This is a genomic window from Mycolicibacterium alvei (assembly GCF_010727325.1).
In the GTDB taxonomy this organism is placed as follows: Bacteria; Actinomycetota; Actinomycetes; order Mycobacteriales; family Mycobacteriaceae; genus Mycobacterium; species Mycobacterium alvei.
This window is the reverse complement of sequence record NZ_AP022566.1, coordinates 251,466-273,630: the sequence shown is the minus strand read 5'-3', so window position 1 is coordinate 273,630 and position 22,165 is coordinate 251,466. Positions and strand designations below refer to the sequence as shown.

Here is a 22,165-nt window from a genome sequence, read left to right as displayed (position 1 = left end):
CTCATGGCACATGTCCGACAATTTCAATTGACGACACCGCGAACGCTGTCGGCTCTTCACCGCCACCGTTCTCGACAGGACTGTCACCGGTTGGTGACAGTGGCGTTGCCGAAGGATCGAGCCATTTCGGGAGTTGCGGTGACAGTCCAGGCACCTGCGCTGTTGACGTTTTGCCCGTCGGCGCCGCCGTCGGAGCGTCAGTCTTGTTAATTGTCATCGTAATCACACGAGCGACAGCATTGGGCACCGCAACTGACTGTTGGGCATGGGTGCCATCAAATACCTGGGGAACAGGAGAAGCACCGTCAAACCGCCACGTTGCTTTAGCAACCTGGCGATTCTTGAGCCACAAATCCGATCCATCTTTATCGGCGGCGTCATAGCCGGGAACGACACGAATAGACGTGATGACGAAGGGGCCATCTGACAATTTAATTGTCAATACCTGCCCGACGCCGTTATAAGGCGCAAGGCACTTCCAGGCGCGATCTTTTCCGCCAAATGCATCGAATGGATGACTGGACCCGGGACCGCACACCGCCGATACGTCATCGCGTCGGATCGTGATCGGGGCGTCATGCTGGGCCTTACCCGGCGCTGCCACAGCGGCCTTCGACGGCGCGGATGCCGACGGCAACGATTCCTCGGGTTGGCCGCCGCGCCCGACCATCATCGCCGCGATCAACACCACGACAGCAAAAACTCCTCCCACCGCCAGGTGTCGCGGCGCCACAGGCAAGGGCCATCCGCTCTTGGCGTCTCCGCCGGAGTCAGAGTCCCCTGCACCATCCTTGGCTGGCTTGGAACTGGACTTCGCGCCGGCCTCATCCAGCTCGCCCGGTTGATCGTCAACGTCCTGGTCGTGATCGACCGAGCGGCCACTGCCAAAGAGCGCCCCGAAAAGTCCTCTCAGACCCGCCTTCGTGGACCGCTCGCTGGGCCTTTCGGGTTCCACGTCGAGAGCATGGCTTGCACCGGCCGAAAAAGGAGTCGCGGTATCGACGGGGTGTTGTCCGGTGGCCAATAGGCGATGAATTTCGCGGACGGCGGCGCGGGTTGGCTTAGCGACAACCGGCGTATCCGACGTTTGCTCATTAGCATCAGCCGCATCTATTTCCGATGCCCCATCGCCAGGGTCACCAGAGGCACCAGGCTCCTCTGCGGCACTAGATTCCGCCGGATCACTGGGAGCCCCGTCGGGCTCGACAGGAGCGGTCCGCCCGCCTCCGATCCCGTACATCTCACTGATATCCACATCGACTCCTTGTCTGAACCGTTCGGCGCTCAGAAATGACTGCTGTAATGGGCCTGGCCTCGATGTTTCCCGTCGGGCGCGAGGTTTTGTAAGGGCGTGCCCGGTGCGTTGTAAGTGCGGCTAGCTGCACGAATGCGTGCGGTCGGCAGATCTGCCCAGGTCGCCGGCTATTACAAAAACGTGACGGTTCGCCGGGGGGGCGGGATATCGGGTTGACGGGACGCCGGGATCGCAGCACTGCGGGGAATCGGAACCACGGTGAGTCGGCGTTACGGGGAGGCATGAACGCGAAATTACACCACCTCGTAACCGTCGCACCGTGAAGAAAAGACCGAATTTGAGCAGGCGCATGCTAGGAATGTTTCACAACGAAAAGCTGCAAAATACTGGGCATGAAAAAGTAAATCGAAACGTTAGCTAGCGTCTACAATCGCGCACCGCATTGTCGACGTATGGAGGGTGCTTCGCGCACCGTCTGCGCGTCCGCACGCGTCGCCGGGGGACGGCCAATTGGTGCCAATATCAACGACGAAGCCCCTCCGTCGCTCATTAGCGTTTTGGGCATGGCAAGCCGTGATCCCTGGCGTACGTATCGACGAAAAGCCGCCGCCCGCAAGCTCGTCCCCTGGGTCATCTACCCCGCAGCTCTCATTGGCATGCTCAACGCGTGCTCAAGCGCGTGCACGCCGGCCCAGCAGGAAACGAACTCACCGCAAAGCCTGGCCGCCCAGCAGTGCGGGCGAAACGTCGTGACCGCGTTCCTGCGCTCCTCTTCTGACGACACGTCCCCGGCGGCCAGCTACTTCGATGTCTCCCAGATCGAGTTCCCCAAAAAAGCGTCCACCATCATCGCCGCGTCTCCTGCGCCTGCCGGCGACCAAGGCGACGGAGCGTGGCTGACCACCACCGCGGTCACCACAGCTGTCGACACCCAGAACTGGCTGCAGTTCGTCCAGCTGGCCAAAGATGCCAATGACAAGTACCAGTGCTCAACGATTGGGACACCCGCGCCATTTCCCGGCAATTCCTACGGCAGCCCCATTGCGGTAGAGGCGCAACAGGACATTCCCGAAGACAATGACACTGCGAAGACAGCAATAGGCTTTCTCCGCGCCTGGCTTTCAGGCGACGGGGACCCTCAACGGTTCGCAAAACCCGACGCATTCGAACCGTGGCTAACCGCGCCGTATACGAGCATCAAAGTAAACTCAATAACCACCAACGGCAGCGTCCCGGCAAAGCCGACAGGAAAACTCACCGTCACCGTCAGTGTCAGCGCACAAGCGCGCTACCCGCAACAACTGTCATACACGTTGTCATTGACCGCCGACAATGGCCAATGGCTCGTTGACAGCCTCAAACTCATGCCCCCGCACAAGACCGATAACTAATTCTTGAAAGGAACTCCACACAATGAACACGCCCGCCAACATTCAGAATCTCGGATTCGCCATCCTCGGCCTCGTCTTCTTTATCGTCGGCATCGGCATCGGCTGCGTCACTGCCAACAACACCATGCGGGCGGTCAAGAATTCGCAAGACTCGATGTCGATCGACGCGTGGAAGACCCTCCTGATGGGCGGCGCGCTGACAGCGGTATTCCTGACCCCCAGCATCTACGCGATCATCCGCTTCGGCGGCGCGGCGTTGAGCCAGTTCGGATTCTGACTGTGCAGGTCTATACCCGCATTCGACATGTGGAGCGCGTCATCGGCCGAGGCATGCGCGGCGGCCGCATCCTCATGGGGCCCTACAACGTCAAACGTGAGGGACCGGTCATGCTGATCGGCGGATCTGCAGCCCTCAGCGTGCTCCTTGCCGGCGCCGCCGCCGGCCTTCGTCTGCTGCTGCTGGCGATCATCGTGGCCGGCCTGATCCTGATGGCTACCGCAACCGCAGTCGGCTACGTCCGCGGCATGTCGACCTGGCCGCCGATGGGCGTGAAGATGCACGCCAAGCGCAACCAATGGAGTCGCGGCCCGGTGTATGTCGACTCCCACAACGTCACCCCACCGGCATCCTTCGTTGCCGGCGGCAGTGTCGGAGTGAGCCGATGAGCGAACAAGAGGCCATCCTGGCCACCCGCAGCATCGTCGACGGCAACCTGCGCTACACGAGTAGCGGCTACTGGGCCGACTACCTCGTCCAACCGCGCCAGTACGGCTCGAAGTCGACGCGCGAGAAAAAGCTGGTCGGACACGATCATGACCAGCTATTCAAGGTGCTCAGCAAGCGCAACGCGCTCTACTGCGGGACGCTCACCCCTGAGACGGCGCGCTCAATCACCGCCAAGAGCCTCAACGGCCGTGACCCCGACGATGTCGAGTGGTTTTCCGAGATCACCACCCAGCGGATCCAAGAACTCGCCGACGACGCCTTCTTCTGGCCCAAAGAGCAGATCCTGCGAGTCTCCGTGCCGGTCGGCAAAACCCGTGAACTCGCCCACCGCAACCGGGCCAAGCTGCTCGAAGAAATCCCAAGGTCGTGGGAATTGATCCCCGCAGAGCCCGAGGACATGAGCTGGCTGTGGTCCTCGTCGATTCACCGCGGAGTACTGCTCATGCCCCGCCCAGAGCTCAACGGTGACACTGCTGTCTTCGCCCCAGCGCTCTTCGACGACGGCGCCAAAGAGGACGACATCGACGGCTTCACCGCACACGACCGTCCCCCGATCATCAAGATCACCCCCAAAGGCGGCGCGCCGTCCTACCAAGCGGTGCTGAAGGTCAACTTTCCCGACAAGCGCATGGAATTCCCCGGCGGAACCGAGATCTTCTCGGTCCTGGCTCGAACGGGACTGCACGTCGACTGGGCGATTCGCACGTGGCACAAGTCGCGACGCCAGGTCGCCGCGGAGAACACCGAAGCCGCCAAGAAGATCGACTCCAACCGCTACGAGACGGCCCTGGAAACTCAGCTGCACGACGAAAACGACACCGCCGACAGACTTGTCACCGAGTACACCGCGAAGGTCATCGAGACCAATTCCGACTCCGTCGGTTTCGTCGTGCTGTTCGCGCTGGGTGCGCGCAGCTACACCGATCTCGAACGCGGCGTCACCTTCCTGACCGAGGTGTTCGCCCACATGGAGATCACATTCGAACGGATCGCCGGCCTGCAGGCCGAAATGTGGGCGGCCATGATGCCCGGGACACCCACCACCGACCGGATCCGCTTACTCGCCGACGAGACCACCATCACCGAATTCGCCGAGCTGGTGCCATTCACCACGTCCTCGGTGGGGACGCCCACCGGACCGATCCGAGGGCGCTGCGAAGACAGCGGCTTCTCGGACCTGTTCCGGCTAGACCCGCACCTACTGCTGGCCCACGACGTACCGAGCAGCGTCGCCTTGGCCGGCGGTCTCGGCAGCGGCAAATCGACGTTCATGAAGGCATTCTCAGAGGACGCCGCGGCCCTGGGAGATCTGATCTGGGCCTATGACCGCACCGAAAAGGGCGAGTGGGCCACCTTCATGCGCCAGATCCCCGGCCACGTCATCGTCGACCTGCTCAACCCGAGATACGGGATCGATCCCCTGCAGACCTTCCGCAACAATCCACGCCTGGCCTCGCGCCACTCACTGTCCGCGTTGGTGCCCCTGCTGAAATTCGAAGTCGGCTCCGACGAAGCACTGGCCCTGACCGAGGCCCTGGCCCCCGACAACATCACTGCCGAAGAGATCACCAGCCAAGCGCGTCTGGCCGACTACCTCTACGCGGTAAAGGGCAACAGTGCCGAAGACGAAGCCGCCCGACGTGTCGGCCGCCACCTGAAGGCCTGGGGCAGCTACGAATTCGCCCGGGCGCTGATGGATCCAAGCCTTCCCCCTTTGGATTACAGCGCTCCGGCGATCTGCCTGCAGACCTACGGGCTGCCCGCCGCAACGCCGGAGAAGATCTACAACGAGCACCTGTTCAAGCGGCTACGTCCAGAAGAGCTGTACATCGAAAGCGCCTACGAGCTCACCGGTTTGGCGATGCGCGAGCACTACTTCAACTCGCCCAAGCACTGCGTGATCAATTTCGACGAGGCCTACCACATCACCTCCAAACCCGTCGGCCGCGAGATGCTGGAACTTCTCAACCACGATTCGCGCAAGCACGGCGTCTCGATGCTCCTTGGCTCTCACCTGGGCCTGGCTGACTACGACATGGAGTCCCTCAAACTCATCGGCATCTTCCTCGTCGGACGCATCGACAAAGAGCAGGCGGCGATCGACAACCTCACCTGGGGCGGCATGCACCCCGATGACAACCCGCATTTCGTCGACGACCTCACCTCCCGGTTCGGAAGTGGGGACTTCATCGTGAACTTCTTCGGCCAGATCAGCCACGTCCGGATGTTCCAGTCCACTTCGGCGACCATTCGGACCGCAGCAAACACCACCTTCAGGGCGGCAAGCTAATGGACTTCTCCTCGTTGCAACCCGTCGACTCACATGGCGTGCCGATCTCGGCCTACGTCCTGTCCTTCAACCGCGGCAGCCTCACCAACCCCCTGCCATGGGGACAGTCGGTCTTCGTCGACATCATGTTCGGTCTCTACAAGGCCATCGCCTGGTTCTCCCTGATGCTGCTGAACCTGGTGTCCTCATTCGACTGGCTGAGCCCGTTCGTCAACCTGCTGGAGCAGGTCTCCGACACCATCACCAACCGCCTCGGCGCCGCCGGCGTCTTGCTGATGGCCATCGGGGTCCTGGCAGCCATCGCCGGAGTCAACTGGATGCGCCAGGCCAACCACCGCACCCTCTATCACCTCGGGCTGGCCGTGGTCCTGTTCATGGTGGCTGTCGCCATGGTGTCCCCCGTGCGCCTGGCCGGCCATGCGCTGGGCCTCGGTCGGGATGTGGGCACAGAGGTCGGGGCAGCCGCCGCCGACACTCCGAGTGGCAGCTCGCTGTCAACGATCCTGGCCGACAAGCTGGTCCGCGAACCCACCCAACGCTGGAACTTCGGCCACGACCTCGACTCCCTCGGATGTGGCGACTCCTGGAGCTCCAAAATCCTCAGCGGCAACCAGGACGCGGTGAAAGACGCCGCATATGCCTGCCCGGGCGGTCAAGCGCTGCACGACTACGCGATGATGCCGCTCAACCCGGTCTACGACGGCTTCTTCGCCATCGGCTGCATCGCCGTCTTTGCGGCGTTCTCTATCGCCCTGATGGTGCGGATGCTGACCACCGGCTTCAGCACCGTGATGCACGCCTCGGCAGTCAAGCCGCTGACCTTCCTGGTACCTGCGGGCGCCGCTGTGCAAAACCTGTACGTCCGCAACGCATTAGCCATCGGACTCGGGTCGGCATCGATTGGCCTCGACGTCCTCATATTCATCGTCGCGGCGTCCTTCACCGCTGGCATGGCACTGCTGACCGGATCCGGGGCCGAAGCCTCCGTAATCACCGCCTTGGCCATGGTCGGAATCGTGCTGGGCGCCCGCAGATTCGCCGCCAACCTGCGCAACTCCCGACACCAAATCGCGGCTCGCGTCACCAATAGCCAGGGGCCCGCTCCCCTGGCCTCCACGGTGCAACCGGCCAAGAACCTGGCTCGCCAGGTCATCGCTACCAAGGCACTGGGCGCCGTAGCCCCCGGAATCTCGCCGCTGGCGCTCGCCGGTGCCCGAGCGGCGTCTTCGGCCGCCAAGGCCGGCCGCACCAACGGGGCCAGTCCTCAGCTGGCGGCGTCCCCAGCGCGATCCGCGTCGACGCACGCACCGAGCACCCCGACCGCACGTGCGTCACGGGCCGCGAGCGCGGTGGCCAAGCCCACCCCGGGCACCGGGAGAACCCCAGCCGGTTCCACCGCCGGACACGCGTCGCCCCAACAGCTTCCGGCGCCGGCGAAGGTCTCCGCCAGCCGCGGCCTCGTGGAGCCGGCCCCGCGCACGCACGCGCAGGCCCCTCAGCCGGTGAGCAACACCCACAACGACGCTGCGCGCACGGCCAGCGCCGCTCGCCCCGCCGCCTCGCCGCAGGCGCCGCAGCAGGCCCCCGCAGCACCTGCCCGCTCCCCCAAGGCCTCCCCCGCAGCCCCCCGCACGTCGCAGGCGGCGCCGACGCGCACGCCCCAACCGCGTCCCCCCGCACCGCCGATCTCGGCTGACGCCACCGATATTGCTGCTCGTTCAGCTGCCACGGTTCGCGATCACCGGCCTCCGACGGGCTCAGCATGAGCGCCGCGCGAGTAATGCTCTGCGTCGCGATCGCGGCACCGGTTGGTGCAGGGTTCATCACCGCCGCCTTCGCCGCCGGCCTCACCTCGACCAATGTCGCCCAGTCCGGCGCCACCGGCTGCACCACCGCCCTGGGAGTTGCTCAAACACCGGCATCCACGATCGCCGAGCTCGCCGGGCCCCAGGCCGTCGACGCCACCTCATCTCGCCCCGCTCTGGCATCAGCTACCGGACGGCGGGCCACCGATACCCTCGACACGCTGTACAGCCTGGACAATTGGCGCGACCTCGACAGGCAGGCGGTGGCCGACTGGCTTGCCGACCCTTCGGCTGCCGCGCCGACAGGGGCCGCCCTCAGCACAGCGCCGGCACCGCCACGCTCAACTGCCACTAGCGCCACCGATATGGACAAGGACTACCTGGCCCGCTGCGAAGCAGTCATCGACACGTTGCCGCCGGATCAACGAACCCAGCTGCTCACGCCACCGGCGCTGGACGTGGAGCCCACCGAAGCCTCGACCCTGGTGCATGAGGTCGCTGTCCGCTCGTTGGGTACCTCACCGCCTCAACCGGTTTGGCGGCTGGTGGCCGAGACGCTGGGCACACCCGGAGCGGAATTGACCGACCTGTTGTGGTCTGGACGGCGGGTGGCCCCGGCCGCGGTAACCCAGGGCGATCTGGTGTTCTTCGACTACGGCACCGCTGGGCCTCACCAGGTGGCGATCGCCCTGGACAACGCCACGGTGGCCTCCACCGTCAACCTCGACGGTCGCACCCCCAGCGATCCCGCCCTGCGCCCCGGCCCGATACCCACCGGCAACATCGTCGTCATTCGTCCCGCCGACAGTAAGGAACGCACAGCGTGACAACCTCTTTCACCCCGGAGCCGCGTCCCGGCAACCCGGCCGCTGCATCGACCAACCCGGCGGTCGAATCGAACACTGCCACAGCGACCGCTGCGCAAGCCAACCCTGATAACAAGCAGCAGGCGGACGCTGCCAAGCCCGAAGCGGCGCCCGACGGCGCAACCAGCAAGGATGAACGGGACGAGAAAACCGCTGATGGTGGCGACCAAGCGTCCACCGAGGGCAACCCGTCCGACAGTGAGAACGCCACCGACGGTAAAGAATCGGGCCCCGCAGAAGGCGACGGTGACACCACAGAGGACCCCGAGACCTACACGACCACCGAGCCCGGATTCCCGATCGGTGAACTCATCGCCGCCCTGGTCCAACCCGGAATCAGCGCCGCGATGATGCTGCCGTCGATGGCGATGTCGCTCCCGTCGACGGCGATGGGCCTGGCCGGGCCGCTGCTGTCCAGCCTGATCGCGCTGCTGGGCCAGGCGGGACACCCGCCTGCGGCCCCCGCCCAGTCGGCACCGCCGCCACCTCCGGCGGAGTCGCCGGTCAAGAACTCCCAGGGCGCGGGTCCCGACGCCTACCGCGACGCGGCCGAGAAGACCGAAGCCAAAGAGGGCGCTGTGCGCGAGAAAGACGAGAACACCGAAAAGGCCGTCACCCAAGGACATGTCGTCCAAGCTCAGGCGCGCGGTGACATGCACGCCATCACCACACAACTGGAGCTGGCCATTCGACGTACCCCTCCCGGGCCGGAGGGCCGCGCAGCGGTGACGCAGCAGATCCGCGCAAGCATCAGCGATGCCCGCGACGTCGTGCTTCGCACTCAGGACGCCTACACGCAGGTGGCCGGCCAGCTGGTGCGGGTATGACCGTTGACCAGCTGCTCGCCGCGGCGAAGGTCGCGGCGTTGGTTGCTGGGGTGACCAGCGCACTGTTGCTTAGCATCGCCTTCAGCGAGAAGTTTCGCTACGCCAACCGGTACGCGGGGCTGGCTCTTGGCTCAGTTGCTGCATCCACTGCTGCTGTGACCGGGTGCTTTCTGCTCGCACGACCCTGGTGGGTAGTGGTCTGGTTGGTGGTTGCCGGTGGTGTGTGGTGGTCTGCCCTTGAACATCTCACCCGGACCTATCCGCGCCGTGAGCTCACCGACCTCACGCGCGAACGCCTGCGCACCGTGCTGGGACCGGATTGGAGTGGGCAGCTCAGCATGCAGTTCGACACGGACAACTCCGCCACCGGTGCCTCAACAAGCCTGCCCGCCAAGCTGATTCCCTCAGATGTGGCCCCGCGGGTGCGTTCGGTGCTGTCTGAGACCCTTTCAGGGACGTGGACTGTCAGCTCGAAGGGGACCTCGATCGAGGCCAGCCGCCAAGTCGTCCAGCCTGATCCGCCGGCGCTGAAGAATCTCAAAGACATCCTGTTGACCGCCAAGGCGTTCACCACACGATCGCGCATCGCCGAGTGGGACACCAATGACGCGGGGACGGTGACCTCGTTCACCGTCAAGTACGACACCGAAACCGCCAACGATCTGGCCCTGGGCCAACGCAAACGCCGCATCGAAGATGTCGTGCGAGAGCGGCTCGACCCGGGGCCCGGCTCATGGGTTTTCGACTGGCAATCCGTCGAACGCATCTGCGCGGTGCGCCTATCGGTATTCAAGGCCAAAATCTACAACGAGCCTGACACCGCGCAGCGCTTCCTCAGCCGTCCCGAGGTCATTCAGCACTACCCGCAGATCGCCCTGCCCCTAGGCGTCGACGAGTTCGGCGACCGTGTCACCTGGCGCCTGGTCGGAAAGGGCTTGCCGCACGGGGTGGTGGTCGGATCTACCGGTGCGGGCAAGTCCTCGGCCGTGCACACCATCATCGCCGGCGCGGCCCTGGCCGGCATCTGCGTGATCATCGCGGACTTCAAGGCCGACAAGGAATACGACGGCTTCCGCGACTGGCCCAACGTGCATTTGGTGGCCCAGGACACCTACTCGTGCCTGCGGGCGATCTCCTACGTCGAGGAGCTGATGAACCAGCGCAAGACGGGAGGCAAATCGGCCAAGGGCGCCCCCGACGCCGGCGTGCCGGTCCTGTTCATCCTCGACGAGTACGCGGTGTTCAGCGAGAAGCTGCGCAACGAAATCTGGCCGGAATTCCGCAAGGCCGACGCTGAGGCCAACCTTCCATCCACGCCCCCATCGGTGACATCCATGGGTGCGCTCTACCGCGAGGCCCGTAGCGTCAAGATCCACATCCTGAGCGTGCTGCAGCGGGCCACCGCCAATTACTTCGACGCCGAGTTCAAGCACAACGCACCGCTGAAGATCCAGGTGGGGCCGGTCGATGGCACCACGAGCCAGAACTTCTGGGACAACTTCGATGTCGGCTCGACCATTCCCGCGCAGTGGCCAGGACGAGCGCTGATCAAGGGACCCCAGGGCTTCATCCAGTACCAGGGGTTTTACACCCCCGACCCAGCCAGCGCGGCATCGGAATCCGATCTTGCCTGCCTGCACTCGCTGCGGCCTGGCTCGAGGCTGTACTCGCGGGCGCTGTTCGACATGCCCGACGCGGCCGAGATCGACCGGTGGGATCAGATTGTCAACGCTCCGCTGGTTTCAGCCAGCGAACGCCCCGACCTCGATCCTCTGTCAGAGGACTACAACGACCGTCGAAACCTGCGCCGCGACACCATCTCCAAAGTCATCGACCCCACATCGATGCAGTTCCACGGTGCTTCCTGAACACCGTGTCTCCCACCGAAATTCAGCTTGGAAAGGACATTGGATGACCCGTCCCGCCGACGTGAAGAGGCTCTTGGATCGCAAGGCGGCCAAGCTCACCGCGCTGATCGACGCGGACAAGCTTGTCGTTGACGCCGAGCAGGCGATCGTTGACCTGATCAATACTCAGCGTTCGGCCTATCAGGCCGCGCTGGCGTCCGGGTGGTCGGCCGAGGAGCTCGGGGAGCTGGGCCTGCAGCGGCGCCGTCGGCTCTACCACCTGCAGAAAAAGCACGCTCCCGGAAACGCTGGGGGACACCGGAATGGTGCCAAGAATCCAGACGGGGCAGCTCCTGAGATTTCTAGACTTAGCTGACCAGCAACGAGGCTGTGCCGCCCTGAGCGGCCCGCATCGCCCCAACCGCGAAAGGCGCTCGATACCATGCCACTTCCGCTCATTCCGATCTTGCTCGGTGTCGGTCTCGGTGGCTGCATCGCCGAGCTATTCGACTGGGGCCGCGACATGCTCGGAGACGGTGAGAAAGCCGACAAGCCGCCCCAGCCTCCTGTTGCCCCGCCGATAAACGCGGGGTCGAGCACCGACGCCGAGCAGGACCGCAACAAGAAGAACACTGAGAACGGCAAGGAGGTGGACGGTCAGGCGAAAAATGGTGAGAACACCCAGGATCAGGCCGAGGCCAACTCAGCGGAGGGACGCACCAAGCTGGACCAGATCCTCGAAGAGTTGAAAACGGTCGCTGGCCGCAACAACAGTCCCGACGGCGGTGCGACCCCCGAAACCCAGGCCAATACCGACAACGCGGTGCGCAACGGCCTACAGCAACTACGCGACACCATTGGTGGCACTGACGCTGCCAATCGCGGCCTCGCCGGCGGTCTGCCTGGGTTGGGGGGGATGAATCCTCTAGGCGCTCTCGGTGGCGGTATGCCGGGCATGCCCGCGATGGGCGGTGGCATGAATCCCTTTTCCGCGCTTGGCGGCGGCGGCGGCGCGCCGGCCGGACCGGCGCCGGCCAATCCTCTGGCGATGGACTCCGGCTCGGCCGGTCCCACTCCGGCTACAGCCAATCCTCTGGCGAACCCGGGCAACGAGGGCGCTGGCCCGGGCCCTGCTCCGGTGTCGAACCCGCTTGAAACTCATCCGGCCGGCAACCAAACCCCCACGGACCCGGCACATCCCGGGGATCCGGCCAAGCCGGAGAATCCGCTATCTCCACAGCCGGACAATCCCGCGCTCAAGGAAGTGGTGTCCCCTGACGGTGAGAAGACCACGGCACCTGACGAAACCGCGGCCGCGGCTTTGCGCCACGCGATGCAGAATCCGGGCGCTGCCAATCAGGCCGCGTCGAGCTACGCGGCGGCCGGAATCAACTTGCCGGCCGATGGCGCCGATCCGGGCGAACTCGTTTCTTCGAGCGACATCAAACCCGGCGATATCGCCCGGTGGGACGACCCGCCCCGCGACCTTCTTGTGTGGGGCAATGGCAAGGTGATCGACAGCAGCGGCAAGCTCGCCGATCTCAACGCGATGCTCAGCTCTGGAGTGTTCAACGCATTCTTCCGCCCGACTCGGGGCCAGTCCGCTACCACAGCGCAGCCGGTCAGCCATGTGGCGCCTGAGACGCCGGTCCCCGTCGAGGCCAGTTCCTAGAGAGCACACCACTGATGAGTGCGGAGCCGTTTTTGAACGCGATGGACGACCTGTTCGGCGCCTCGCCGCGCCCGGGCGGGTCGGCCGCGCCGATGGTGCGCACCATGCCCTCGATCGAGACACCGGCCAGCTGGCAATCTCCTGCAGCTCAAGCCCTCGACAACCGGCAGAACACGCTGAACTCTGCGGCCACCGCATTCGCCAACTCCGACGACGACACCAAACAACGTGTCGACGCCACCGGCCAGGTCGTGCAAGACGGCAAGAAAAACATGACCGACATCAAGGACGACTACAAGGTCAACAAATCCCGCCTGGCCAGCGCCTCGTCGGATCCTGAGGTCGCCGCCCGCATGGCCCAGCTCGACCGCGTGCGCACCCAAGACGGCGCCAACACCGTGCGCAACGCCCAAGGCCGACTTCCCACGATGGGCGGCGCAAACCCGCTCATGTCCGCGCTGCCGTCGATGGCTGCACCGATGGCCGCTCCCATGGGCGCGATGCCGCAGATGCTCGGCGCCCCCATGCAGGCACTCTCCCCGCTGTCCAGCGTGCTGTCCGGACTGACCATCCCCAAAGAGGTCACCCACCCCCTTTCCCCCGGCAACTCACCATCCGGGGCGCCGGCGGACAGCGGCCCGTCGGGTCCGGCTGGGTCGGGGCCTGCGGGTATCCGCAACGCGATCAAGAAGGCCCTCGACATCAAGGGCATCACCGATCCGCGGGCCCGCCAGTACTGGTCATCAGGTCTGATGACCATTGCGGACCGCGAATCGAAGTTCAACATCAACGCGGTCAACGACTGGGACATCAACGCGCGCAATGGAAACCCGTCCGAGGGCGCGTTCCAGATGATCCGCACCACGTTCGCTGCTCACCATGAGCCAGGCACCTCCACCTCCCTGCGCGACCCGATCGCTCAGGCCGCCGCGGTGATCAACTATGTGCAAGATCGCTACGGCGTAGCGGCCGACGGCTCGAACTTCGCCGCTCGTGTGCAGCAGGCCGACCCGACCCGCCCCCCGAAGGGCTACTGATGAGTGCCGAGCCGTTTTTGAACGCGATGGACGACCTGTTCGGCGCCTCGCCGCGCCCGGGCGGGTCGGCCGCGCCGATGGTGCGCACCATGCCCTCGATCGAGACACCGGCCAGCTGGCAATCTCCTGCAGCTCAAGCCCTCGACAACCGGCAGAACACGCTGAACTCTGCGGCCACCGCATTCGCCAACTCCGACGACGACACCAAACAACGTGTCGACGCCACCGGCCAGGTCGTGCAAGACGGCAAGAAAAACATGACCGACATCAAGGACGACTACAAGGTCAACAAATCCCGCCTGGCCAGCGCCTCGTCGGATCCTGAGGTCGCCGCCCGCATGGCCCAGCTCGACCGCGTGCGCACCCAAGACGGCGCCAACACCGTGCGCAACGCCCAAGGCCGACTTCCCACGATGGGCGGCGCAAACCCGCTCATGTCCGCGCTGCCGTCGATGGCTGCACCGATGGCCGCTCCCATGGGCGCGATGCCGCAGATGCTCGGCGCCCCCATGCAGGCACTCTCCCCGCTGTCCAGCGTGCTGTCCGGACTGACCATCCCCAAAGAGGTCACCCACCCCCTTTCCCCCGGCAACTCACCATCCGGGGCTTTGGGCGGGTCTCCAGGCGGCGCCGTCGGGCCCGGATCTGAGCGAGGTCGCAAGATCGCCGAAGTCGCGCTCAAACAGGTGGGTCTGCCCTATGTGTGGGGTGGCGGGGACATCGGCGGCCCCACTGGCGGCGGCTTCGATTGTTCAGGCCTGTTGCAGTACTCCGCCTACGAAGGTGCCGGCGTGTTGCTGCCCCGCGTCACCACCCAGCAGATCGGCTATGGCGACCCTGTCTCCGCATCGGCCGCCCAGGCCGGCGACGCCGTGTACTCGAATTTCAAGAGCGGCGGCCCAGCCCACGTGGGTGTCGCGCTCGGCGACGGTCGCGTGGTCCATGCCCCTGACTTCGGCCAAAGAGTCAAGGTCAGCCCGATGCCTTCCGACGCTCAAGTACGACGCATCGCCTAACCACAGACAAGGAGAACCCACCATGAGCGACTTCCACGTTGACCCCGCTCAGCTGGCTGTGAACTCGACGGCCAACGCTGAACATGCCGCCCGCCTCAAGGAATGGATCGACCAGTACGACAACCCGCAGCGCTATGAGCTGTTGCTCAAGCGGTTCGGTCTGGTCGCGTACCCCGTGGTCGAGGCGCTGCGGCGCCATGGCGCCCAGGTGCGCCAACGTACCGAGGAGTTGATCGCCAGCTACGAATTGGCCAGCCGCGCATCCACCGCCAGCGCAGAGCGCTCCACCCGCACTGACGACGAAGAATCTCGTGCAATTCGGTCCACGGTTCTGGGCATATGATTTTTTCCACGAGGGGGTGAGGACTCACAATGAGCGAAGTTCGAGTCAATCCAGCTGTGCTACGCGCGACGGGGTCGACGCTGGGAACGATCACGCCGTCGGCGTCGGCACCTGTAGCGCCGGCCTCTGTTCATCCAGTTTCGGTGGCTGCCAGTGAACAGCTGAATGCGTTGGGCGCCAACCTGTCCCAACTGATGGCTCACGCTCAGCTGCTCGCGCTGAGGGCCGCAGCCACTTATACGTCCGTAGCCTCGCACTACGAGCAGACCGACGCCAGGGCCAGCCACGGGGTGGCCCGGGCCAAAGCTGCCCTCTACACCGCGCAGGGCCACAATGTGCCAGCGCCCGCCGAGCCAGCGGCAGTGGTCCCACCGCCGCCAGTTCCGCCGCATCCGCCTGAGCCGGTTCTGTTGCCGCACCCGCCTGCGCCGACGGCGGTGCCAGAGATGGTCGACGTTGCTGCCGCTAGCCTGCACAGCGGTGATCAAGGTGCATCAATCACCACGATGGCGCAGACCTGGCGTACACAGGCCACGACCATCGACAGCTATGCCTCAACGGTCAATAACGCCATCACCAACATTCAGGCCGAGTGGTCTGGCGATGCTTCTACCGCAGCGATCGGGCGCCTGGTCCCGTTCGCTGCGTGGTTCAAGACGGCCGCTCAGACGCACCGCGACGCCGCCACCTACGCAGACCAGGTGGTCTCGGCGCATCAGCAGGTGATCGCTGAGCACCCCACGCCCACTCAAATACAGACGCTGCGCCGCAACTACGCCAACGCCGTGGCCGCCGGCAACCAGCCTGAGGCCGCCAACTACCAGAAGCAGCTGAGCGATGCGCAGACGAAGTCCTCCACAGTGATGACTTCCTACGCCACCAATGCCACCGTGCCCGAGGCGGTCGTGCCGCCGGCACCGAGTCCGGTCAATCCGAACCCGGGACCCAAGCCGCAGGAAAAGCCCAAGCCGCAGCCTGACGACAGCAAGCGCCGCCCCGATGAGGACCCGTCAAAGAAGCCGGGAGACGACACCGCCGGCAGTCCCCGCCCCGACCCCAATGGCTCCGGGCCGCACGACAAAGAAAAGGATCCCCGCACGGCGCCGTCGATCAAGTCGATGGACACCTCTGCCTCGGACCTGTCCGATCCTCCGCCGAAGCCTGACGAGGCGGCGGTCACCGACCCGGCCGCTCAAAGCGATCCCTTGGCGGATGGGTCACCTCAGGCAATGCCCGCGATGATGCCGCTGATGCAGGGACTGACCCAGGGCTTGGGACAGGCCGCGCAGATGCCCAGCAGCGGTGGGCAGGGCATGCCGCAAATGCCGCAGATGCCCTCGATGCCGCAGACCCCAACCCCACCGATGACCCCACCGATGACCCCACCCACCGATCCGCCGGTAGAGCCGGCGGCCTTCGAACCGATGGGTGGTGGCCCCGGCGGCGGAGCACCTGGTGGCGGGGGCGGTGGCGGCGCGCCGACGCCGGCAGCGACCCCCGGACTACCGTCGACCGCCGCACCGCTGACCAGCGCCCCATCGGCTGTGCCGACCGGCCCCGCGCCGTCGGCGTCGGCTATCGGCGCTGGCATGCCGATGGGCATGATGCCGCACGCCGGCAATCGTGGGAACGGATCGGACAAGCAGCGAGACAACGACCTCAACCCCGACGAACCGGTGTACGTCGAGGAACGTCCGAATACCTCTGCCTTCCTGGGCGGCAAGATCGGGCAGGAGCCACCACCGGAAGCCAAGGAGGATTAGCCCGGTGACCGAGCAGCAATTTCCGCAGCATCCCCGCGTCACGGAGACGATGGACCTGATCAACCATGCGATGGCCCTGTACGACCGGTTGATCGAGGCGCAGAACACCAACTCGACCACCGCCACGGACAGCACCAAGACTGTCGCAGTAACCGTCAACCACTTCCGGTGGTTGACGGGTGTCTGGATTGCGCCGGGCACGCGGACAATCGGGGCGGCAGCCTTCAACAAGCGGCTCGCTGAGGCTCTGGCCAATGCCAATGCTCTCGCTCAGGAGTCTGCTGATGCCATCGAAGCCGAGCACACCCGCGAGCTCGACATCGCCCAAAGAAAGGTGGAGGAGATGGTCGCCCGGTATGAGGGCGCCCCACCATCGGCGGTCTCGGCACCGGTAGCGCTGCCGACCCTCCCGACGGCAACGCCGGCAGCGAGCAATGACCGCTGGTGACGGACCCTACGAGCGCTTTCTTGCCGATGGGGCACCCAGTCCGCTGGCCGAACTCCAGGACGGCTACTACGCCCTGCTGGATCCCCGGTCGGCTCAGCTGACGATCGTCGGGGCTCTGCCGGACTGGAACCTCACCGCGGCAGCACGTTGGAACCCCAAGCGGGTAAACCCCACTCCATGGGTCGCAGTGGGCATTCACCAAGACGACCAGCTCGTCATCCTGAACTTGTCCACGGTGAGCCATGCGAAATTGCCCGAGGCAACCAGCCGGGCACTGGAATTGCAGGCCCATCAATTTTGCTCCTCGGTGCCTCGGCAGTGGGCCAGGACGACGCGCCACGTTGCCCGTTATACCCACGACGGTCAGCTGGTCGTCGGTGTCCGAAAAATCCCGATGAAGCAGTTGTTCAGTACCTCCCCAGAGATATTCGAACGAGTGCGCGAAAAAACGTTCTTTGGTCTTCCGCCAAAACAACGTCAGATCGCCCAGATCATCACCACCTATGACGGCCTGACCATGGACGAACTCGTCGGTCACCTGCAGCGAATCACCCCTGAAAAACGCATCACAAAGGGCGCTGTCCATGTCGAGCTATCCCGCATGAGGAATAGCCGAAAAATCTGCATTTGCCGTGATCAGAATGGCGGATACAGCATCCTTGACAATTCGGCGAAAATTGGTGCTCAAGGGGCCGAACTGGTCAGTTAGGATCGGGACATGACCAGCCTCGAAGGCAGTTCGCCCGGCAATAGCGGCCGACTCTTTACGTTCCAGAACCCTGCCCGCACCATCGCGGTCACCTCCACGTATCAAGGGGTGGCGGTCGACATTGCGGTGGAACCTGCCGCGATGAGCCTGACTGAGGATGACCTGGGTGAAGCCATTCTGGCGGCGGCCAAGTTCTCTCGGGAACGCAGCCGAGCGGTCAAAGCCGAGGACATGGTCCGCAACTCCGTGGCCGATGGCGACAACGAGGACGACTGCCGGCGCTACATCTTCAAGGTGCAGCAATTCCCGACCGAAGCCGACGTCGAAGAGCAGATCGCCCAGCACTACGGCCTCGACGACGATCCCTCGAACCCGGCGCGCACCCACTAGCCGCTCATGACCCACCCCAGCCCCAGCCCCGACACAGACCGAGGCGCCAACGTGGTGTCCGTGCAGCACCCGCCCTCAATGAGACTGACCACCAAGGTGCAGGTCTCGGGCTGGCGCTTCCTGCTTCGTCGCCTTGAACACGCCATCGTGCGCGGCAACACCGCGATGTGGGACGACCCAGGCCGCTTCTACAGCCGCGCGCTCGGCGGCGGAATCGCTCTGTCTCTGGTCATCTGCATCGGCGCGGGAATCATGGCCTGGCTCAAGCCGCAGGGCACAGTTCAAGGCAATGAGCTGCTCACCGATTCGGCCACCAGTGAGGTGTTCGTTTTGGAACACACCACCAACATGCTTCGGCCGGTGTACAACCTCACCTCGGCCCGTCTGATCGTCGGCAAGGCCGACAATCCCCGCCGTGTAAAGGCGGCCGAGCTCAACCGCTTCCGCCGCGGGCAGACTGCCGGCATTCCAGGTGCCCCGTGGAGCACCCCGGTCGAGCAGACCAGCACCGGCAACTGGACCGTCTGCGACACGGTTTCCAAGCCTGAGACGACGCGCCCCAGCGTCGCGGTGTCTGTCATTGCCAACGAGCCGGCGCTGTCGGACGCCATCCATCCCCTGGGCGACAACAACTCCGCACTGGTCACCTACCGCGATGCCACGTATCTGGTCGATTCCTCCGGCCGCCATGCCATTGACATGACCAATACAGCCATCACCGCCGCCATCGGCCTGCCCCCCTCGGCGATCACCACCGTCCCGCTGTCGGAGGCGCTCTACAACTCGCTGCCCGCGGCCGACGCCTTCGCGTTGCCGTTCATCCAGTCCGCTGGTGAACCCAACCGATTTGACCTGGATCCTGGCATCCGGATCGGTACCGTCATCGCCGACTCGACCAACGCCGATCGACAGACCTACCTCGTGCTGGCGGACGGACTGGCCAAGGTCAACCAGGTCACCGCCGCCGCGCTGCGCAACACCAACGCCTACGGCTTCGTCAACCCCCCGACGGTGACGCCCGACCGCATCGCCTCCATCCCCGAGCGCGAGTACAAGTCGCCTCTGACGCCGGTCACGCTCGTCGACCGCTCTGCAGCACCGGTGCTGTGCTGGGCGTGGACGAAATCGTCAGCCGACGCCACGCCGCCAAGCATCCGGATTCTCAGCGGCAAGCAGGTGCCGGTTCCCGCCGATCAGCGGTCCTCAGGTATCGAGCAGATCACCAGCGAAGTCACCGTGTACCTGACCGGGGGCCGGTTCGTCCAAACCATCAGCCCCACCAACAAGGGTGAAAGCCAGTTCTACATCAGCCCTGCCGGGGTCCGATTCGGCCTCACCGAAAAAGACACGGCCTCGCACCTGGGCTTGTCGAATCCGCAGCCAGCTCCATGGGAGGCAATTCGACTGCTTGCATCCGGTCCGGACTTGAACAAGCAGGCGGCCCTGCTCGAACACGACACGCTGCCCCCCGATCCGATGCCCAGAGCGATCCCCTCCAACGGACAGCCAGGAACGAAATGACCGCGCGAAAGTTCACCCCGACATTCAAGCGAGGCCCGGCCTCTGTCTCCGGCGAGATCAACCCGGCCAGCCCACCCGAACTCGGCGAAGAGATTGAAGCCCAGGGGTGGAAGAAGTATCTGCCCGCGGTGATGATCGTCGCCATCGTCGGCATGATCGGCCTGATGATCGTCACCGGCGTGCGCCAGTTCAGCCCGGTCATGCTGATGATGCCGATGATGTTCATCATGATGGGCGTCTCGATGATGTCCAACATGGGCTCGCAGTCAAAATCGGCGCCCGAGCTCAACGCCGATCGCAAGGTGTTCCTGCGCTACCTCACCGATCTTCGTCCCAGAGTGGCCAAATCAGCAGACCAACAGGTCAGCTACTGGGCGTACCACGCGCCGAATCCCGACGATCTGGTCGGACTCGTCGGTGGGACGCGCCAATGGTCACGCCAGCCCAAACACGACCTGTTCTGTGCGGCACGCATCGGTACCGGCACCGTTCCCGCCGACGACAAACTTCTGCAGCCGACCAGCCTGTCCACCGACGGCGCCAACACTCCGGTTGACTCCTTGGTCGGGCCCTCGTCCGCGCCGCAGCCATACCTGGAGCCGGTCGCACACATGTGGTTGATCAAGTTCATCCGCGCCCACGGCCTGATCCAGGACTGCCCCAAAGCCGTCAACCTCAAGAGCCATGCCACAGTCAGCCTCGGCGGGGACCCAGCACGCGCCACCGGCCTGCTGCGGGCCATGGTGTGCCACCTAGCAGCGTTCCATTCACCCGAAGACCTGCAGATAAGGGTGCTTACCGACAACCCGGAGGACCCCGACTGGTCCTGGATCAAGTGGCTGCCACATACCCACCATCCGACGTTGCAGGGCCCCTCAGGTCCCCGTCGCCTGATCTTCCCCAACGACGACCGGCACATCGCCGACCTCGCTGCACGGTCCCCTCACGCTGCGGGCACGACGCCAGCAGGGCCGTACCACCTCATCCTCAATCTGACCGGCCAAACGACCTATCCCCGCGAAGGCCGCGCCGGCGTCACCTACATCACCTTGGGACAAACCAGAGCCAATTACCAGATCCGGGTCGACGACAACGGTGAGGTCTACAACCGCGAACCCAACTCAGGCGGAACCAGCGCTACCCGCCGCTGGCAACTCGTCGGCACTGCCGACGAGTTGTCCTCCTCTGATGCCAGAGTTTTCGCCCGCCGCCTGGCCGGCTGGACGATGCAGGTGAACCAGGTCGTTGGCCCCACCCGGACGGTCACCCGCAGCGACACGCGCTGGCACACCATGCTCGGCGCCGACACCATCGAAGAAATCACGCCCGATCGCTGGCTCACACCGATCCCCGACTCCCACCAGGACAGGCTGCGCTTCCCCGTTGGACACAACCAGAAGACCGGCGAGGTCTGCTACCTGGACATCAAAGAAGGTGCCGACGCCGGAAACGGACCCCACGGCATGCTGATCGGAACCACAGGTTCAGGAAAATCTGAGTTCCTCAAAACCATGCTGCTCTCGGCGATCGCCACCCACTCCCCCGCCCAACTCAACCTGATGCTCGCAGACTTCAAGGGCGGCACAGCATTCCAGGGAATGGAACGCGAGCCGCACACCACCGCCGTCATCACCAACCTCGAAACGGAATCCGACCTCGTTGAGCGCATGGAGGACGTGGTCTACGGCGAGGTCGAGCGTCGAGAACGGATTCTGAAAGAAACTGCAGAGGCGTTGCGCCAGGCGGTGCCGGACGTCAAGACCTACGAACGGCTCCGTGAAAGCGGCGTTGACCTGACTCCGATGCCAGCGCTGTTCATCGTGCTCGACGAGTTCGCCGAAATGCTCAAGATCCACCCCGAGTTCAACAACCTCTTCCAAACGATTGTGGCCAAGGGCCGCGGTCTCAGAATCCACCTGCTGCTGGCAACCCAGGCCCTGGAGAACGTCAACCTCCAAAAAATCGAGCCCAACCTGACCTACCGAATCGCCATGCGCACCGCCAGCACCCACGAATCCAAGCGAGTCATCGACACCCCTGAAGCCGCCTACATCAGCAACAACGAACCCGGCGTCGGCTACATCCGGTTCAACCTCAGCGAAGACCCCGTGAAATTCGCCGGCGCCCGCACCGACCTGCCCTACGAGGCCACCGACCATCCCCGCGCCGACAACCCGGCCCCGCGCGGCCCCGCCGCACCCCGGGTCCATCCCGTCACAGCGTTCCGCGGCTAACCCGTCTACCCACAGGAAGCCTTG

The 22,165-nt window shown here is 64.7% G+C and carries 20 protein-coding genes; 19 read left to right on the top strand and 1 reads right to left on the bottom strand.

Features of this window, described 5'->3' with window-relative positions; all coding sequences use genetic code 11:
• Nucleotide 1: 1 nt before the first annotated feature.
• Nucleotides 2-1,255: a hypothetical protein gene (locus tag G6N44_RS28885; protein WP_131813270.1), complete on the bottom strand. Its 1,254-nt coding sequence runs from the start codon at nt 1,253-1,255 to the stop codon at nt 2-4.
• 563 nt (nt 1,256-1,818) lie between these two features.
• Here G6N44_RS28885 and G6N44_RS28880 point away from each other — a divergent pair.
• The 19 genes from G6N44_RS28880 (at nt 1,819) to eccCa (ending at nt 22,141) form a co-directional block, all read left to right on the top strand.
• Nucleotides 1,819-2,646: a conjugal transfer protein gene (locus G6N44_RS28880; protein WP_163670682.1), complete on the top strand. Its 828-nt coding sequence runs from the start codon at nt 1,819-1,821 to the stop codon at nt 2,644-2,646.
• Nucleotides 2,647-2,668: 22 nt separating this feature from the next.
• Entirely contained in the window at nt 2,669-2,923 is a 255-nt protein-coding gene (locus G6N44_RS28875; RefSeq protein WP_064915493.1) for a hypothetical protein, read from the top strand.
• A gap of 2 nt (nt 2,924-2,925) precedes the next feature.
• Complete coding sequence (locus tag G6N44_RS28870; protein ID WP_131813271.1) at nt 2,926-3,312, top strand: hypothetical protein; 387 nt, start codon at nt 2,926-2,928, stop codon at nt 3,310-3,312.
• A complete protein-coding gene (locus G6N44_RS28865) occupies nt 3,309-5,663 on the top strand; it encodes an ATP-binding protein (RefSeq protein WP_064915495.1) in 2,355 nt (784 codons plus the stop codon). The genes G6N44_RS28870 and G6N44_RS28865 overlap by 4 nt, the downstream gene beginning before the upstream one ends.
• The gene (locus tag G6N44_RS28860) at nt 5,663-7,429 is read left to right on the top strand and encodes a hypothetical protein (protein ID WP_064915496.1); all 1,767 of its coding nucleotides are present in this window, start codon (nt 5,663-5,665) and stop codon (nt 7,427-7,429) included. Before G6N44_RS28865 ends, G6N44_RS28860 begins: the two co-directional genes overlap by 1 nt.
• Nucleotides 7,426-8,295 carry a hypothetical protein gene (locus G6N44_RS28855; protein WP_131813272.1) on the top strand — a complete coding sequence of 290 codons (870 nt, stop codon included), beginning with the start codon at nt 7,426-7,428 and terminating at the stop codon, nt 8,293-8,295. The genes G6N44_RS28860 and G6N44_RS28855 overlap by 4 nt, the downstream gene beginning before the upstream one ends.
• Nucleotides 8,292-9,161, top strand: coding sequence for a hypothetical protein (locus tag G6N44_RS28850; RefSeq protein WP_163670680.1), 870 nt, complete (start codon nt 8,292-8,294; stop codon nt 9,159-9,161). Before G6N44_RS28855 ends, G6N44_RS28850 begins: the two co-directional genes overlap by 4 nt.
• Nucleotides 9,158-11,029 carry an FtsK/SpoIIIE domain-containing protein gene (locus G6N44_RS28845; protein WP_064915499.1) on the top strand — a complete coding sequence of 624 codons (1,872 nt, stop codon included), beginning with the start codon at nt 9,158-9,160 and terminating at the stop codon, nt 11,027-11,029. Before G6N44_RS28850 ends, G6N44_RS28845 begins: the two co-directional genes overlap by 4 nt.
• 43 nt (nt 11,030-11,072) lie before the next feature.
• Entirely contained in the window at nt 11,073-11,384 is a 312-nt protein-coding gene (locus G6N44_RS28840; protein ID WP_163670678.1) for a hypothetical protein, read from the top strand.
• Nucleotides 11,385-11,450: 66 nt separating this feature from the next.
• Complete coding sequence (locus tag G6N44_RS28835) at nt 11,451-12,680, top strand: hypothetical protein (protein WP_064915501.1); 1,230 nt, start codon at nt 11,451-11,453, stop codon at nt 12,678-12,680.
• Nucleotides 12,681-12,694: 14 nt separating this feature from the next.
• A complete protein-coding gene (locus G6N44_RS28830; protein WP_234790507.1) occupies nt 12,695-13,717 on the top strand; it encodes a transglycosylase SLT domain-containing protein in 1,023 nt (340 codons plus the stop codon).
• On the top strand, nt 13,717-14,733 hold the full coding sequence (locus G6N44_RS28825; protein ID WP_064915503.1) for a C40 family peptidase: 1,017 nt from the start codon (nt 13,717-13,719) through the stop codon (nt 14,731-14,733). The genes G6N44_RS28830 and G6N44_RS28825 overlap by 1 nt, the downstream gene beginning before the upstream one ends.
• Nucleotides 14,734-14,755: 22 nt before the next feature.
• Nucleotides 14,756-15,076: a hypothetical protein gene (locus G6N44_RS28820; RefSeq protein ID WP_064915504.1), complete on the top strand. Its 321-nt coding sequence runs from the start codon at nt 14,756-14,758 to the stop codon at nt 15,074-15,076.
• A gap of 29 nt (nt 15,077-15,105) precedes the next feature.
• Nucleotides 15,106-16,839 (top strand): WXG100 family type VII secretion target, encoded by a 1,734-nt coding sequence (locus G6N44_RS28815; protein ID WP_081285424.1) that lies wholly within the window; start codon nt 15,106-15,108, stop codon nt 16,837-16,839.
• A gap of 4 nt (nt 16,840-16,843) precedes the next feature.
• The gene (locus tag G6N44_RS28810) at nt 16,844-17,287 is read left to right on the top strand and encodes a hypothetical protein (RefSeq protein ID WP_064915506.1); all 444 of its coding nucleotides are present in this window, start codon (nt 16,844-16,846) and stop codon (nt 17,285-17,287) included.
• Nucleotides 17,274-17,996 (top strand): hypothetical protein, encoded by a 723-nt coding sequence (locus G6N44_RS28805; protein WP_064915507.1) that lies wholly within the window; start codon nt 17,274-17,276, stop codon nt 17,994-17,996. The genes G6N44_RS28810 and G6N44_RS28805 overlap by 14 nt, the downstream gene beginning before the upstream one ends.
• Before the next feature lie 9 nt (nt 17,997-18,005).
• A complete protein-coding gene (locus tag G6N44_RS28800) occupies nt 18,006-18,386 on the top strand; it encodes a hypothetical protein (RefSeq protein ID WP_064915508.1) in 381 nt (126 codons plus the stop codon).
• A gap of 78 nt (nt 18,387-18,464) precedes the next feature.
• The gene (gene eccB / locus G6N44_RS28795) at nt 18,465-19,907 is read left to right on the top strand and encodes a type VII secretion protein EccB (RefSeq protein WP_064915510.1); all 1,443 of its coding nucleotides are present in this window, start codon (nt 18,465-18,467) and stop codon (nt 19,905-19,907) included.
• Entirely contained in the window at nt 19,904-22,141 is a 2,238-nt protein-coding gene (gene eccCa / locus G6N44_RS28790) for a type VII secretion protein EccCa (protein ID WP_163670676.1), read from the top strand. The genes eccB and eccCa overlap by 4 nt, the downstream gene beginning before the upstream one ends.
• The last annotated feature ends 24 nt before the right edge of the window (nt 22,142-22,165 follow it).